Consider the following 17,134-nt stretch of genomic DNA (forward strand, 5'->3'; position numbering starts at 1 on the left):
CAACTATTAACTCAAAATGATTAACGATTATCAATACCAAATCGGCGGTAGCCTCGCCAATGATGCACCGACCTATGTAGTGCGACAAGCAGATGCCGAACTCTATGAAGCCTTAAAAACAGGGGAATTTTGTTACGTCCTCAACTCGCGACAAATGGGCAAATCTTCTCTCTTAGTCCGCACCCTGCACCGACTACAATCAGAAGGTTTTCAATGCAGCACCATCGACATGACTCACATCGGCAGTGAAAATATCACCCCTGTACAGTGGTATAAAGGAATGGTCGCCGATTTGTGGCGCGGCTTCAATCTTTTAGGACAAGTTAATTTAAAAACATGGTGGCGCGATGAAGAAGATGTTTCGTTTTTACAAAGATTGAGTCATTTTATTGAAGATATTCTGCTGGTTAAATTTCCCGACACTAAAATTATTATATTTGTTGATGAAATTGACAGCATTCTTAGCTTAGATTTTCCGGTTGATGATTTTTTTGCCCTAATTAGATTTTGCTACAATCAACGAGCAATTAATTCAGAGTATAATCGAATTAATTTTGCAATTTTTGGTGTGGCGACACCAAGCGATTTAATTGCAGATAAAAAACGAACTCCTTTTAATATTGGTCGAGCGATAAATTTGCGCGGTTTTGAACTGCACGAAGCCCAACCATTGGCGGCGGCTTTGGCAAGTGCAGTTACTAATTATCAACCTATTTTGAAACAGATATTAGCTTGGACTTCTGGACAGCCATTTCTAACTCAAAAGCTTTGCTATTTGGCGTATATGGCAACTAAATCTACAACCAAAACAGTGACTTTCCCAGCGGGAACGGAGAAGTTCTGGGTAGATTGTTTAGTGAAAGAACATATTATAGATAAATGGGAATCGCAGGATGAACCAGAGCATTTAAAAACCATAAAAAATCGGGTTGTTAGCAACGAACAACGGGCAGGGAGATTGCTCGGCATTTATCAGCAAATATTACAATCAAGATTACCCATAATTTTGGATTGTGAAGGGGGTAAATTTGATTGTCAGACAGCTTTTGGGAATCACTCAAAATCACCTTTTTTAATAGGAACAACGGGAATATCTGCCGATAATTCTCCCGAACAAATAGAACTATTATTGTCGGGTTTAATTGTTAAAATCAATGGTTTTTTGCAGGTAAGAAACAGAATTTATGCTGAAATTTTTAACCTGCGATGGGTAGATAAACAGTTAGGACAATTGCGCCCATATTCCCAAACTTTCGATGCTTGGATTGCTTCACACCAAACAGATTATTCCCGACTTTTGCGGGGACAAGCCTTAAAAGACGGTCAAATATGGGCCCAGGAAAAAAGTTTGAGCAACCTAGACTATCAGTTTTTAGCTGCTAGTGCCGAACTAGACAGGCGAGAAGTTCAGCAAGCATTAGAAGCAGAACGAATCAAGGAAGTTGAAGCACGACTAGCACAAGAAAAAAAGACTGCAAAACGGCAAAATTTATTGCTATTTTTAGTGAGTATTGCACTGATGATTGCTAGTGTTTTAGGAGTAACAAGTTATTCTCTGTATTGCCGGGCCACTATTCGGGAACGCGAAGCTCGGATTAGTGAAATTGCAGCGTTGGTTTCTTCTTCTGAGGGATTGTTTGCGTCCGATCGTCGATTGGATGCACTAATAGCAGCGATTAAAGCTAAGCGCAGACTGCAAAAGTTAAGGAACACAGAGACACAGATTGAAAATAAAGTTATTGATGTATTGCGACAAGGGGTTTATGAAATAGATGAATACAACCGTTTATCGGGACATAAAGCGGCAGTGATGACCGTGGATATTAGTCCTGACAGCCAGTTAATTGCTTCTGGAAGTGTGGATAAAACCATTAAACTGTGGCGGCGATATGGTACAGAAGTGGCAACGCTCAAGGGTCATCAGGCGATCGTCCGATCGGTCAAATTTAGCCCGGACGGTCAGTTTATTGCTTCTGGAGGTGATGATGGGACTGTGAAAATTTGGCAGCGAAACGGCACTTTGTTGAAAACTTTTCAGGGTCATACTGCTGGTATCTGGACAGTGGCGTTTAGTCCCGACGGTCAAACAATTGCCTCTGCCAGCATGGACAAAACGGTGAAACTCTGGAACTCTGACGGCAAACTGTTAAGAACTCTCCAGGGTCATACTGCTGGGGTACCCTCAGTGGCTTTTAGTCCAGACGGTAAGACTGTTGCTACCGCAAGTGGAGACAAAACGGTGAAACTCTGGAACTCTGACGGCAAACTGTTAAGAACTCTCCGGGGTCATACTTCTGTGGTATCTGCAGTGGCGTTTAGTTTAGATGGTCAGATTGTTGCTACCGGAAGTGGAGACAAAACGGTGAAACTCTGGAACTCTGACGGTACTTTGCTGAGAACGCTTGAAGGTCATTCTGCTGTAATATCTGGAGTTGTTTTCAGTCCAGACGGTCAGACCATCGCTACGGCAAGTCGGGATGGGACTGTAAAACTATGGAATGTTGACGACGGAACAGAACTGACGACTTTTAGAGGTAACACTGCTGGGATTTGGGGGATGGCTTGGAGTCCTGACGGCAGTTTTATTGCTTCGGCGGGTGCAGAAAATACGGTGAGGCTGTGGCAGAGTCACAACCCTTTGCGGACGATTATTAGTGCACATAAAGCTGGGATTTGGGCGATCGCACTGAGTGCGGATAGTTCTACAATTGCTACAGGTAGTGAGGATGGCACGACTAAACTTTGGAGTCGGCAAGGCAAATTGTTGAGGACTTTCACTGGACAAAATACTGCGATTTATGCTGTGGCACTGAGTCGCGATGGCAAGTTAATTGCTTCTGGCACAAACGATAATCAGGTGAATATCTGGACTCGAAACGGAAATGCGATCGCAAATTTGGTAGGTCATAACGCTACGATTTTTGGATTGGCTTTCAGTCCTGACGGTCAAATTATTGCTTCTAGCAGTCAAGATAATACTATTAAACTTTGGCGGCCCAATGGTACTTTATTGCATACTATGACAGGACATCATGCTCCTGTTTGGCAGGTGGTATTTAGCCCGGACGGTCAGCTAATTGCCTCGGCTGGGGGCGATGGTACTGTTAAGTTGTGGAAGCTTGACGGTACTTTGGTGAGAACTTTTCGAGGTCATACTGCTGCGGTGTGGAGGGTGGCGTTTAGCCCTGACGGTAAATTTCTGGCTTCTGGCAGTGGGGACAATACTGTTAAGATTTGGACTGTGGATGGTAAGTTAGTGAGAACTCTTGAAGGTCACGCGGCGGCGGTTTGGGGGGTGGCATTTAGCCCTGACGGTAAGATTATTGCTTCTGGTAGTGTGGATAATACGGTGAAGTTGTGGAACTCTGACGGTACGGAATTAACGACGCTCAGAGGTAACTCTGGGGCGATTCGGGGAGTGGCGTACAGTTCTGATGGGGCGTTTGTGGCTTCTGTGAGCGAGGATAATAGGCTGATTTTGTGGAATGTGCCGCAAGTTCTGAATCTGGATTTATTGAGTTACGGGTGCGATCGCCTGCGGGATTATTTGCGGACAAATGCGATGGTGGAAAAGGGCGATCGCTTGTTGTGTTCGCCCCTTTGAATGATTTAACCGCGAAGACGCAAAGAACGCGAAGAGAAGAGGAAACAGTAACATACTCCCCTTGACGATTCGGCGGTCTGAGGCCGAATCGTCAAGAATCTCCAAAACCCGGATTTGGTATCACTACTGACTAATAAAATCGCTAGCGGTGAGAGTACCGGGCGCTATACCGTTCAGTTTTGCTAACAATTGATTGCTACTGGTGACGCTAATCAAAGTTTGATTGTTGCTCCCAGTAATAGTTAGTTGATTGAAACTCAAACCGGAATTTAACCCAATTAAATCCTCGCCTTGGCGGAAATCTGTAATGATATCACTGCCTAAACTTTGAGTTAGCAGAAATACATCATTCCCCGAACCGCCAGTCAAAGTATCATCTCCCACATCACCGCTAAGGAAATCGTTGCCAGCATTGCCGAAGAGGCTATCATTGCCTTTGCCGCCGTACAGCGTATCGTTGCCTGTATAACCTTCGAGCAAATCGTTTTCGTTGTTACCGAATAGCAAATCGTCACCATCGCCACCGCCGAGACTGTCATTGTCTTTGCCGCCGTAAAGCGTGTCATTTCCAGCCTTACCAAAAATTAAATCTGCACCTTCATTTCCGAAGGCAATATCGTTGCCGTTGCCAGCATTAATTGTGTCATTTCCTAAGTTGCCTAACAGATAGTCGTCGCCATCTTCCCCCAGCAAAATATCGTCATCTTTGCCACCAAAAATGGTGTCGTTGCCAAAGCCACCGGCAACAGTATCTTGGCCTAAATCTCCTCTCAAAAAGTCGTCGCCGTCTCCGCCAACCACAGTGTCGTTATCTTTGCCAGCGTAGACTGTATCGTTGCCGGTGCCGCCGAAGATTAAGTCATTGTCGGTATTGCCGAAGATGGAATCGTTACCGCTGCCGCCGTCGATGTTGTCGCTGCCCCCCATTCCGTAGAGGGTGTCATTGTCGCCAAGTCCGTTAATTGACTCGTTGATGCCATCGCCTATGATGAAATCGGCGCTGTCACCGCCGTTGAGAGTTTGTTGGGCGGGATTTTGAGTAATACTGCCGGGGTCGATTTCTGGGGCTGGTAGGGGTTCGACGATCGCATTATCCGTTGTCGGTGTTGGCGTGGGTGTCGGTGTGGGAATTGGTATCGGTGTGGGAGTTGGTGTGGGAGTTGGTGTGGGTGTCGGTGTGGGAACTGGTATCGGTGTGGGAGTTGGTGTGGGTGTCGGTGTGGGAACTGGTATCGGTGTGGGAGTTGGTGTGGGAGTTGGTGTGGGAGTTGGTGTGGGAGTTGGTGTGGGAGTTGGTGTGGGTGTCGGTGTGGGAGTTGGTGTGGGAGTTGGTGTGGGAGTTGGTGTGGGAGTTGGTGTAGTTGTGAATTCAAAAGCGCCGATATCCACGATCGCACTTCCATTATTATCACCATCTTGAGGGCGAGTCACGCCCCGCTGATCCGCCGCCGGCGCGCCCGCACCAGTACCGGTATCAATGGCGGGACTTCCTGCTAGCAGCGGTAGCACGAAAGCGCCGTTAATATTTTGTAAAGGGCCGAGTAATGGATCGGCGATCGTCACAGTTGCCGTCACATTATTGTCGTTAGGATCGCCCGTCGTCAGTTTAGCAGGAAATTGCAGATTATTTCCCCCGTCAATTAGTGCCCTTCCAGTTTGGTATTTAACTTTATAAGGATTACCGGCCGTATTGCTATCAAAAATCGAATTCTTGACAGTAATTGGCTGATTTCCAAAAGTCGCAATACCGCCAGAATACTCCCCAGCCCTATTATTGGCTAAAGTCGAATTGACAATGTTAGTGGAAAAAGAATCTCTATTGCCGACAACTATTCCCCCGCCCTGTTTAGCAGCGGTGTTACCTGAAAATGTACTGTTGACAATGCTGACATTTCCATTTTCTCCCAACCACAAACCGCCGCCGTTATCGTCGGCTGTGTTGTTAGCAAAGGTACAGTTTGTCACAGTTAAATCGGCATTTCCGTGGCGAACTCCACCTCCTGAACCTCCACTCCCTGATGAGTTTTTTACGGCTTTGTTGTTAATAAAAGTGCTGTTTTCCAAAACCACTGTATCTGGAGGATAGCCAAACAGAAATGCTGCACCTCCTTCTCCAGAGGCGATATTGCCGTCAAAAGTGCTGCCTCGGATGATAACATTGCCACCAACAGGCCCCGGAGTTGCATTGGGGCCTGAAGCATTAGCGCCATCGACGTAAACTGCCCCGCCAACCCCTTTTTCTGTGCGGTTCCCTGTGAATTTAGAGTTTTCGATCGTCAGGCTGCCCAACAGGTTATTAACAGCCCCGCCTAAGCTGCCTTTGTTGTTGGTAAATTCGCTATCTCTGATAGTCAGAGAACCGCCGCTTTTAGTGGCGATCGCCCCGCCGCCGCGTTCGGTATTATCCGCCAAAGAACCGTCATTGTCGCTAAACTTACTGTTAATGACAGTTGTGGTGCTGCGGAAACCTGTATGAACGCCGCCACCAAAACCGGCAACATTATTATTAACTTGGCAATTTTCTAAGGTTAAAGTGCTGTTACCTCCTGTTTTAATGCCGCCGCCAGCGCTAGTTGTTTCGTTATTCGGATCGGTTCCAGAGACTTTACCGTTGGCAACAATCAGGTTTTTTAGAGTAACATTGGTTGAACCTTCGGTGAGGATTACCCGCGAAGTGTTGTTGCCACTAATGGTTAAGTTGGCTGCACTAATTGCGTCAACTGTCAAGTTTTTATTGATGACAAGTTGACCGGAAGTTAGAACAATTGTTTGATTCGCAAGACTGGAAGCAAATTGAATAATATCGCCGGCTGCTGCGGAGGCGATCGCACTTCTCAAGGAACCGGGCCCGCTATCATTATTGTTGGTAACGGTAACAGTCGCTAAAGTCCCTCGGTAATCGGCCATAGTCTCTGGAGTCAAGGCACTGGATGCCTCAATATCACCCTTGGTAAACTCCAAATTCCAGTTACCAGTGCGGCCGGTGCGATCGCTAGATGCCGCAATATCAGCCCCAGTTAACTCCCCCAGGCGATCGACAAAATTAGCCCCATCACCCGCAGCCACATCGCAACCGTAAAGCATAATATCAGCTTTGTCGCTCAGCGCATTTCGCCACCCTTGCAACTGGCTGGCATATTGCGGCAAACTATCCGCATTCAACGTCGCAGAACCTAACCGCAAACTGCCAGAATTGCCATGAGAAAAAATGTGAACTTCGTCTAAAGTTCCCCCCGCAGCAGCGATGGTTTGCAGTTTAGCAGTAATCTGCTCGACTCCGTTACCATTTTTATCTAAAATGATGACTTCTGCATTCGGAACCGCGCCACCCGCAAGAGTTTGATAGTCATCTAAGTCCGACTCAATAAAGACAATAGATTTAGGACGAGAATTGCGGAGAACAGATTGTGAATCAATACTGGCCAAATTTGAACTCATTTCGCATACCTATGAGAATGTTGATAATTTGCTGGTAGATTCACCTGAAAAATAGAAAACTTTTTTATGCTGAAGGCAGCAGGCAGAATTAAAACCTCAGCGGTCGAACTGGGGAATCAAAACTTAGGTAAAAACTTATTTTCTTATATAACAATTCATCCCTTGTATCCGCAATCCGGTTTTGCTGCGTGAAGATTGCGATTTTGCGAACAATTAACCGCAGAAGATGTAATATCAAATCCGCGCTTCATCGTCCCGTATTCACCTCTCTCTGGAATCTTCCTCTGTGTTCTCTGCGCCCTAGTAAGGTTAAATAATTCCGATCCAACTGGAAACAATATAATGTAAATATTCCTCGATGCAGAACCTGCAAATCTAGCGTGCTGCGTATGTACGATCCGCACCTACTATCCTCTATTAAATGCCGAACAGCTTACGTCCTTCCTTCGCGTTCTAGCGCTGACGCGCGGCGAAAGCCTAAAGCGTCTTCGCGGTTCGATCGTTCCAATGCTAACAGATTGGATATGACATATTTGCCGATCGCACAAATCCCAAAAATCCGAAACTTAGGTAACTAACCCTAGGCGTGACAGGCGGGAGAAAATCTTTACTTGTTCCTCAAAACATTCATCCCGCCCTGCACCCTAGCCGATGTTTCACTGCTAGTAAGGCGCGCGTCGCGCACCCTACCAGAGACAGTTAGATTGTTACCTGAATGAAATCGCTAGCGCCGAGAGTAACGGGCGTACCGTTAAGCTTCGCTAACAATTGATTGCTGCCCGTAACGCTAATCAAAGTTTGATTGTTGCTAGACGTAATGCTGAGTTGATTGAAACTCAAACCGGGAGCTAACCCAATTACATCCTCGCCCTGACGGAAATCAGTAATGATGTCGCTTCCCACACTTTTATTGAGGAAAAACACGTCATTTCCCGAACCGCCGGTCAAAGTATCGTCCCCAACATCGCCGCTGAGGAAATCGCTACCAGCACCGCCGATGAGCAAATCGTTACCCTTGCCACCGTAAAGCGTATCGTTGCCGGTGTTGCCGGAGATTACATCATTTTCATTGTTGCCGAATAGCAAATCGTTACCATCACCGCCATCGAGACTATCGTTGTCTTTGCCACCGTAAAGCGTGTCATTTCCAGCTCCGCCAAAAATCAAATCTTCACCTTCATTTCCGAAGGCAATATCGTTGCCGTTTCCAGCATTAATTGTGTCATTTCCTAAGTTGCCAAAAAGCTGGTCGTCACCATCTTCCCCCAGCAAAATATCGTCATCTTTGCCACCAAAAATGGTGTCGCTGCCAAAGCCGCCGGCAACAGTATCTTGGCCTAAATCTCCTCTCAAAAAGTCGTCGCCTTCTCCGCCAACCACAGTGTCATTATCTTTGCCGGCGTAGACTGTATCGTTGCCAGCGCCGCCTTGGATGAAGTCATTGCCGATATTGCCGAAGATGGAATCGTTATCTGCACCGCCGTCAATGTTGTCATTGCCACCCATGCCGTAAAGAGTATCGTTGCCAACAAGTCCGTTAATTGACTCGTTGATGCCACCGCCCATGATGAAATCGTCTGTGTTACCGCCGTTGAGAGTTTGTTGGGCGGGGTTGGGGGCGATCGCACCAGAGTCGAATTCCGGGGCGTTGAGGCTATCTAGCGGGGAAGCATCTGTCACCGGAGTTGGTGTGGGCGCGGGAGTTGGTGTGGGAGTTGGAGTCGGCGCGGGAGTTGGTGTGGGCGCGGGCGTCGGCGTGGGCGCGGGAGTTGGTGTGGGAGTTGGAGTCGGCGCGGGTGTTGGAGTGGGCGCGGGAGTTGGTGTGGGAGTTGGAGTCGGCGCGGGAGTTGGTGTCGGCGCGGGTGTCGGTGTCGGTGTTGGCGTCCCTGTAGGCGTCGGTGTGGGCGCGGGAGTTGGTGTCGGCGCGGGAGTTGGTGTCGGAGTTGGAGTCGGCGCGGGAGTTGGTGTCGGCGCGGGAGTTGGTGTCGGAGTTGGAGTCGGCGCGGGTGTTGGTGTCGGCGCGGGTGTCGGAGTTGGCGCGGGCGTTGGTGTGGGAGTTGGTGTCGGAGTTGGGACGACAGTACCTCCGAATTCAAAAGAACCGCTGTCTACGATCGCCCCTGGAATTGTATCACCATCTTGAGGGCGAGTCTGGCCGCGCTGATCCGTAGCTGGTGCGCCGCTTGGTACTCCTTTGTCAATGGCCGGACTTCCTGTCAGCAGGGGCCTTACGAAAGCGCCGTTGATATTTTGCAGTGGGCCAAGTAAGGGATCTGCGATCGTCACACTTGCCGTCGCATTGACATCACTGCCGTCATTAGGGTTTTTGGGCGGCCACTGAAAATTCCCTCCTCCATCGGCGTATTCGTCGGTGACGTGTTGGTTAATTCCCCAAGGGTTTCCTCCGTTAGCCGCTGTATTGTTGGCAAGAATCGTGTTTTTGAGGGTGACATCATTGGCAGCGGCGAAGATACCTCCACCAACCCAACCAGCACTATTATCGGCGATCGTCGTGTTGACAATAGTTGTGGGTGCACCCAGAGTCATTGCACCGCCGAGTTTGTTGAAATCATCAGCAGCAAACGCGGTGGAGTTGCCAGAAAACGTACTGTTAGTAATCGTAGCAGGGGCATTCCGCGTCCACAGGCCACCACCTTGATTGTTGGCTTTGTTGCCAGCAAAGGTGGTGTTGGTAATAGTCAATCCCTGGTTGGTGCTGTCGCTCAAATTCGTTACCGCACCACCGTTTCCAGGACTTCCACCGTTGGGTAGCTCCATAATCTCGTTATTTTGGAAGGTGCTGTTTTCCAAAATAACCTTGTCTTGGCTGCCGGTGAACAGATAAGCTGCACCTCCTTCACCTCGACCTTTATTGTCTTGAAATACGCTATTGGTAATCTTGATTGTGCCGGAAGCTTCGCTCGGATTGCTGGCTCTGTCTGTGTAAACTGCGCCACCAAAACCCCTTAAAAAGGGATTATCTTGGCCTGATGCGAAAACGGCTGCGGTGGTGTCGTTACCGATGAATCGCGAGTTGTCAATTGTTAACTTGCCCTGAAGGCTGTTAATTGCTCCGCCGTTAATTCCTTTGTTGTTTGTAAAGTCGCTGTTGGTGACAGTAAAAGCTTTGGAACTCAAAAAGCCGATCGCACCTGCACCGCGTTCGTCATTGGCTGCAGTGGCCGTGTTGCCGTTAAACTTACTGTTCGTTACTGTCAGAGTATTGTTGAAATTGCCGAAAATTGCGCCGCCACCTTGATCGGCAACATTATTATTGAACTGAACATTGTCTACTGTGACGCTTACTTCGTCCGTTGTACCGATCGCGCCGCCTCGCTCCGCAGTTTTGCCGTTGGTAATAGAGAGATTTTTGACTGCAAAATTTGTAGCAGTCACCACATTTGCATTGACAAAAAAGGCACGGGATGCGTTATTGCCGCTGATGGTTAAACCCGCTGCTGCTGCGCCGTCAATCGTAATATTTTTGCCAACAGGAATATCGAGTTGACCGCTGGTGAGGGTGATGGTTTGACCGGCCAAACCAGGAGCGAAGGTAATGGTATCGCCGGCTGCAGCGGATGCGATCGCAGCTCTCAAGGAACCAGCACCGCTATCGCTATTATTGCTGACCACGATAGTAGCTAAATCACCTTGGTAATTAGCCATTACATCTGACCGCAAGGCTAAGTCCGATTCAATTTGACCCTTAGCAAATTCTAAGTTCCAGTCGCCTCCGCGGCCGGTAATGTTGGTGGATGCGGCAACGTCAGCTCCCGTTAATTGGCTGAGTTTGTCAACGAAATTAGCGCCTGTACCGGATGCTACATCGCAGCCGTACAGCATAATGTCTGCTTGTGGGGCTAGTGAAGTCTGCCATTGTTCTAACTGGCTTTTGTATTGCTCGATGTTATCCGAACCCAGAGCGGTATTGCCAAGTTGCAAGTTGCCAGAACTACCGTGAGAAATGATGTGAACCGAGTCGATCGCCCCATTGGTAGAGGCGTATTTTTCAATTTCAGAGGAGATTTGTTCGATACCATTTTTGGTGCGATCGAGTATCACTACCTGCTGTCCAGGCAGCACTCCTGCTGCAATTGAATCGTAATCTTCCACGCCGGAATCAATGAAGACTAAGGAACGCGGGGGCAGTTTTTCAAGAGAAGATTTTGAGTTAACTTGGGCGAACGTAGAAGTCATATTTGATACTCCATTATGGGCGTTATTGGTAGATACATCCCTGGAGTAATCTTATCAGCCTTGTTTTAATACATATTAACATTGAATATTTAAAAGCACAACAATTTTTGAATAATTATTTAATTTATTTTTTTTCCGGGTTCCACTTCGTTTTAGTTGTAGTCAACCGGATTTTTGCTCGCAATTGCTAGCAAGAGAGGGAGCATCTCACTTTTGCAGCCAAGCTAGAAATTGGAGGTAGGAGGCAGGAGACAGGAGACAGGAGGAAAGAGGAAGAAAGAAGGAGTCAAAAGAAGTCTTTTTACAAATATGAGATGCTCCCGCAAGAGATAACACAAATATCGGGAATACAAAAAAAATCCTGCTTTTTTTAGCAGGATTCTTTTAGCCTTATTTGGCTGGGGATACCGATAATTACAGGCATTGGGGCATGGGTTTCAGGGTAATTTGCTCCAGACTGAGATGGCAATCTCCCGTCTATAGCTGTACTATAATTCTCCTAAAAAGTCTGTTAAAAGCAAGCATTCTCCCAAATTCACAATTATTGGAATGTCTATTTTCTCTAATTATATCAAATCCTCTCTTCATCGGAATAGTAAATTCACTGTTGACTGTTGACTGTTAACTGTTGACATCATGTATAAGTGCAACTATAATTAATATTATTCAAGATTAGTTTTATGATTAATTTTGAATAATTCAGACAATTAAAAAATAAACTCAAACACAGATTACGATTTTGTTGTGGCATTTACTAACATTCAAAACAGTCTGATATTAAGTATGGGTTAATTGCGGGCGATTCCCGAAGAGAATCGCCCGCCGTGCAGTTACCGAATGTATATAACGAATCTAATCCGCTGTTGTCGATCGGCAACTGTACCAAAATACTTGCTGGGCACCTGCAGATTCGGTGAAAAAACCCGGTTGCTTCGGGGGCGAGTATTTTCTGGAGTGTTGGCAATTGGCTTTTGCACGGTTCTAGGTAATCGGAAGTGCTGCTAGAAATTGTCCAAAATTTGTCAATCTCTCCAAAGATAGAGGCATATTTTTGCAGTGCCGAGGTAACTTGCTCGATGCCATTACAGCGACTAAACTCGACGAAAATTAATGCCAGCGCCATCAAAATCTCAGAAATAAAATATCCCCCAGAATTAATGCTGGAATCGTTAAATACACAGCTTTTGGATGGGGCATTTGGGTATTCCGAAGCAGGATTGGTTTCTGTCAAAGAAGTGAACATTTTCCTTCCTCCAAAAGGGTGTTGAACGGTAGATACACCCTGGGAGTCAAATCACAGGAAACTGGCAGCGACCTTGTTTGTGTTGCTCGTCTCCATGTCACCCTTTTATTAGTTTCGCCCATCTGTTTGGCGCTGCCATCCGCGATCGCACGGAATTTATATTTTTTGTATTTTCCAGAATTGCCTAATGGCCCGTAATTACCGATGGTTTCTGTATCCTGTAGGTAACACCACTTTCAAGTCAGAATACCACTCGGTAGCCCGTCCTGCAAAGCCTTTGGCGATCGCTCCTATCCCAAATCTCAAATCTCAAATATCAAATTGTCTGAGAGTCTGTGGCGCGCGTAAATGTATCAGTCGTCAGCAGATGGCGGTTTTTTCCCTGAATTACGAATATTAACAATCTTGTTGAGCGCATCGAACCAAAAACTAGCTCCCATTGAAATAGCTACGCCGCTCAAGATCCAACCAAGCAATTTTGCCATGAAAGCCGGCAACAATAAATTACCCTGCGCGTCTATTTCTAACCTGTTCGGTTCGCTCCATCCCAAAGGTAGAGCTACATTATCCAAAGCTCGATCGACATCCTGCTGAACTTGCCTAAGACCGGTTAAATTATCTAATTTAGTCTTAGCGTTTTTTTCTACCAACTGCTGAGCATACAAATTAACAGTCGATCGCAGCATCGAATCCTTCGACAACCGATTAACAATATGAATGCTATCAGCATTAGCAGCAATCGCGATCGTAGTTCCGAGCAAAATCGCCACCCCTCTAGCATTTCGCTTGTAAACGCCGGAAGCACGCTGCATCGATTGGTCGAACCAAGTTTCAATTTCTTGCTGAAACCGCTGCAACTGCTCTTGACTATCTCCGCCGCCTTTTTCAGCACGCTGCGCTAAAATAGAAAGGCTGCGTTTCAAAGATTCTGGCATAATGCTCAAAATTTCTTGAATTTCTTGGTACATCAAACCGTTTTCTTGCTCCTCCATAATTTCTGCTACCCTATCCTGAGTTTTTTTAAAGTTCCTCACACTATTTAACAGATTGCTCAAACTCGGTTCCAGTTGCGATCGCAGCGCCTCCCGCTCGTATTCGCTATCAAAACTAGCCTTAATAAATGCCATCTGTCTTTGAAAATCTCTCCCTCCTAGCTCAGTTTCTGGCAGATAAACCTGAGAATCATTAATATAAAATTCTAGTTTTTCCGACATCCGCTCCAAACTGTTGTTCAAACTCGTCAAATCTTTTTTATAATCTTCAACAACCCGATTAAACTCCGCCGTCAACCAGCTAAATTGTTGTTCAACAATCGATTTTGCAGACTCCGGCAGATTCAAATGATTGCTAATTGCTTGAATTTGTGCCAATTGTAAATCTTTAAATCTTTCCAATCTGGCTTTAGATATCGCTCGGATTGAATTAGAAATTTTTAAAGTATCCAAAAGGCTAGCAGAAAAACTCTCTGGTGGAATATAAGAAGGCCCTGTTGATTGATTGCCGAAAACATTCTTGGTGCGAGTCAGCAGGCGGTACAAATCACCCATAAGGTGCGTAATAAGTCGAAATCCTTGGGAGAAAATCCCTTTGGCTCCCTGATTCAAATCCTTGATAATCGGATTAGCGTAGAGCGCATTAGCAAATTGTTCGACTCGCTGAAATTGCAGCGGCTCTTTGGCCGCGTCGCTGCCGTTAGAAATTAGCACTTCGATCGACTTCTTTAAATGTTCCGCCCGCCATTGCAAAACAGTAGCAATCAGTTCCTGAATTTCTGAAGCTAGCAAGCTTAAAGTCAGGTAAATAAACACTAGGCCAATTATGATATCTATAATTACAGGTAAGTTCATGGTATTTTCCTTGTCGCCAATAACTGCTGTCTAAGTTTACCTTCTGTTTGGGACGCGAAAAATTCTTTTAAGCCGAGTTTCCCAAAAGCATCCAAGCACCCTAGCCCACGATCCCAACCCTGAATTTATAAGTGATTCCCAATTCTTCAATTCTTTAATCTAAAATCGAAAATCTTAAACGGTCATTCCTTATGTCAAAAATCTTTCCATTCTCGGTAGGTAAACCGAAAACTCGCTTCAATGACAGCTTGACAGACAAACTGTGGATGCTGGCTTTGCTGTTGGCTGCGGTGCTAATTTTCGGGCTCAATCTCGGCGGCCCGGCGTTGCGGGATTGGGATGAAGGGATTGCTGGGCTGGTAAGTCGGGAAATTTGGCGCGGCAATTTAAATTGGCTGTATCCGACGATCGACTCTATGCCTTATTTCAACAAACCGCCGCTGGTACACTGGCTGATCGGGCTGTGTTTTGCCAACTTCGGCGTTAGCGAATTGACGGCGAGGTTGGTACCGGCGATGCTGACGGCGGCTTCTGTGCCCATGCTTTACGCCATTGGGCGGGAGTTGTATCCGCAGCGCTCGATCGCCATTTTTTCGGCTCTCGTTTATCTGACGCTGCTTCCGGTAGTGCGGCACGGACGTTTGGCGATGTTAGACGGAGCAGTTTTGTGTTTTTTGCTGGCATCGATGTGGTGTTTGTTGCGATCGCGCCGCGACTTGCGCTACGCCTTGGGGGCGGGGATCGGGTTCGGACTCATTTGTTTGACTAAGGGCGTGATGTTGGGGCTGCTGCTGGGCGCGATCGGCTTAGTTTTCCTGGTTTGGGATACCCCGCGACTCCTCACTTCTGGGTATCTTTGGGGCGGATTGGCGATCGGAACTTTCCCCGTAGCTGGTTGGTATTTTGCCCAATGGCTGCACTACGGCCAAGATTTCATCAACGCCAACTTGCTAAACCAATCTTTCCGGCGCATTTGGGAACCAGTAAGCAATCACAACGGCCCGCCCTGGTATTATCTTTTAGAAATTTTAGAATCAGCTTGGCCGTGGCAGTTATTTTATCTGCAAGGGCTGTATTTTAGTTGGGAAAATCGCAATTTTCCCGGGCCGAAATTAGTCTTAGTTTGGACAGGAGTATATCTGCTGGCTATTTCTGTGATGAATACGAAATTGCCTTGGTATGTTTTGCCAATTTATCCAGCTTTTGCTTTAGCCGTTGGCAGTTATTTCGCGGAAGTTTGGGAGCAAATGTCGCTGCCGCCAGAGCCTATCAAAGATGAAGCAGAAGAACGTTTTGATGCTATATCTTTTTTGCCTCATCCTGCAATTTTGGCAATACTGGCGGTGGTGGCTGTAGTCGGTTGCGCGTACTTTAGCGGCTTAATACCGATTGGGGGACAAATTGTATCCCACCAGCAAGATTTGCAGTTAATGATGATGTTTGTAGCTTTGACAATGACACTGGCGGCCGTGTTGCTGCACAACAAAGACAGACAATTTTTATTAGTTTTAATTTGGGGAACTTACGTCTCGCTGTTGGTATTTGTCGCTTCCGACAACTGGGTTTGGGAACTGGCGGAGGATTATCCGGTTAAGCCGATCGCCCAAATTGTCCGCGAAGGAACGCCCATCGGCCAAGAAGTCTTTACTTCTCACCGCCTCCCGCGTCCGTCGCTGAATTTTTACAGCCAGAGGCAAGTTATTGTCGCCGACGCGCCTACACTGAAACAGAAATGGCAATCTCTCCCGCAACCTTATTTTCTGCTAGAAAAACCTGTCCTCAAACATCTAGATTTGCAGAATGCTGAGGTTGTAAAAACAGCCGAGGATTGGGTTTTGGTAACACGAAAATAAGTTTGCCAGTCAATCGATTTTAGATTTTAGTTTTTAGATTTTAGATTGACCCCACGAATAAATTCGGGGGGCAAGTTTCATCTGATACAGGTTTTTTATTTCTCCACGGATGAATCCGGGGGCTTGTATCCTGGATGGTTTTGGTCACAAACCCGGTTTTTTACCCGAAAATTTGATTGCAGCACACAAAAACCATCAAAAACCCGGTTTATTGGGTTTTGATATCAAATCCGGTAGCATCGGAATGATTCAGATATATATTCTCTCCCTCTGTGTACTCTGCGTTCTCTGTGGTTAAACCATTCCGATGCAACCGGAAACGATATGATGCGTCCGGGACTGAATTATTTAACATGATTATTTCCTGGGCAGTGGTGAGGATTAGGGAACCACTTACATTTAATTATGCCACCGGATAGCTTTTCTAACTTAGCAGGAGTGTGCCCTGCCCCGAATATATCGAGGTTGAGATTGAGGGCTACTTTTGCAGCGTAAGCAATGTAAAAAGTAAAAGGTATTGATACAGAGAATATTACTATTTTAGCAATTAGATTGTAATCCATAATATGTATTGAGGTACTATGCGACATTGGGCATAGGGCATAGGGCATAGGGCATAGGGCATAGGGCATAGGGCATAGGGCATCTTGCCCGCTCGCGAAGTCGAAGGGTGGGCATAAGGCATACCTCACCACGCTTGAGAACCGCTGTATGTCGTTGGTTTTGGGTTCAATAGTTTCAGGACAAAGGCTTTATTTGTATCAACTTTAACGGCTAATATCAATTTCGGTAACACTCAAACATGATATAGCAATCCTAAATCGTTTGCATAATTATTGTAAGGGTTATTGGCCCCGTGGTTGCCCGATAGATAGGGGGGGTAGGCATTCTTGGCACTACCCTACAAATTTATCTGATATCGTTTAGAATTGCTATTATATTTTCCCAATCT

Annotated in this window: 6 protein-coding genes; 2 read left to right on the forward strand and 4 right to left on the reverse strand. The window is 46.5% G+C overall.

What is annotated here, in order from left to right:
- The first annotated feature begins 16 nt into the window (after positions 1 to 16).
- Positions 17 to 3,604: an AAA-like domain-containing protein gene (locus QUA01_RS19745; protein WP_333092138.1), complete on the forward strand. Its 3,588-nt coding sequence runs from the start codon at positions 17 to 19 to the stop codon at positions 3,602 to 3,604.
- Positions 3,605 to 3,727: 123 nt separating this feature from the next.
- Here QUA01_RS19745 and QUA01_RS19750 read toward each other — a convergent pair whose 3' ends face one another.
- The 4 genes from QUA01_RS19750 to QUA01_RS19765 form a co-directional block, all read right to left on the reverse strand.
- The gene (locus QUA01_RS19750) at positions 3,728 to 7,042 is read right to left on the reverse strand and encodes a DUF4347 domain-containing protein (protein ID WP_333092137.1); all 3,315 of its coding nucleotides are present in this window, start codon (positions 7,040 to 7,042) and stop codon (positions 3,728 to 3,730) included.
- A gap of 699 nt (positions 7,043 to 7,741) precedes the next feature.
- Positions 7,742 to 11,239: a DUF4347 domain-containing protein gene (locus QUA01_RS19755; RefSeq protein ID WP_333092136.1), complete on the reverse strand. Its 3,498-nt coding sequence runs from the start codon at positions 11,237 to 11,239 to the stop codon at positions 7,742 to 7,744.
- Between the two features lie 754 nt (positions 11,240 to 11,993).
- Positions 11,994 to 12,482: a hypothetical protein gene (locus QUA01_RS19760; RefSeq protein WP_333092134.1), complete on the reverse strand. Its 489-nt coding sequence runs from the start codon at positions 12,480 to 12,482 to the stop codon at positions 11,994 to 11,996.
- A gap of 353 nt (positions 12,483 to 12,835) precedes the next feature.
- Positions 12,836 to 14,329 carry a hypothetical protein gene (locus QUA01_RS19765; protein ID WP_333092133.1) on the reverse strand — a complete coding sequence of 498 codons (1,494 nt, stop codon included), beginning with the start codon at positions 14,327 to 14,329 and terminating at the stop codon, positions 12,836 to 12,838.
- A 191-nt stretch (positions 14,330 to 14,520) separates the two neighbouring features.
- On the opposite strand from QUA01_RS19765, the gene QUA01_RS19770 reads away from it, so the two are divergent.
- On the forward strand, positions 14,521 to 16,182 hold the full coding sequence (locus tag QUA01_RS19770) for an ArnT family glycosyltransferase (protein ID WP_333092130.1): 1,662 nt from the start codon (positions 14,521 to 14,523) through the stop codon (positions 16,180 to 16,182).
- Positions 16,183 to 17,134: the final 952 nt, after the last annotated feature.

Origin of the sequence: Microcoleus sp. S36a_B3 (assembly GCF_036700745.1) — a bacterium.
GTDB lineage: Bacteria > Cyanobacteriota > Cyanobacteriia > Cyanobacteriales > Microcoleaceae > Microcoleus.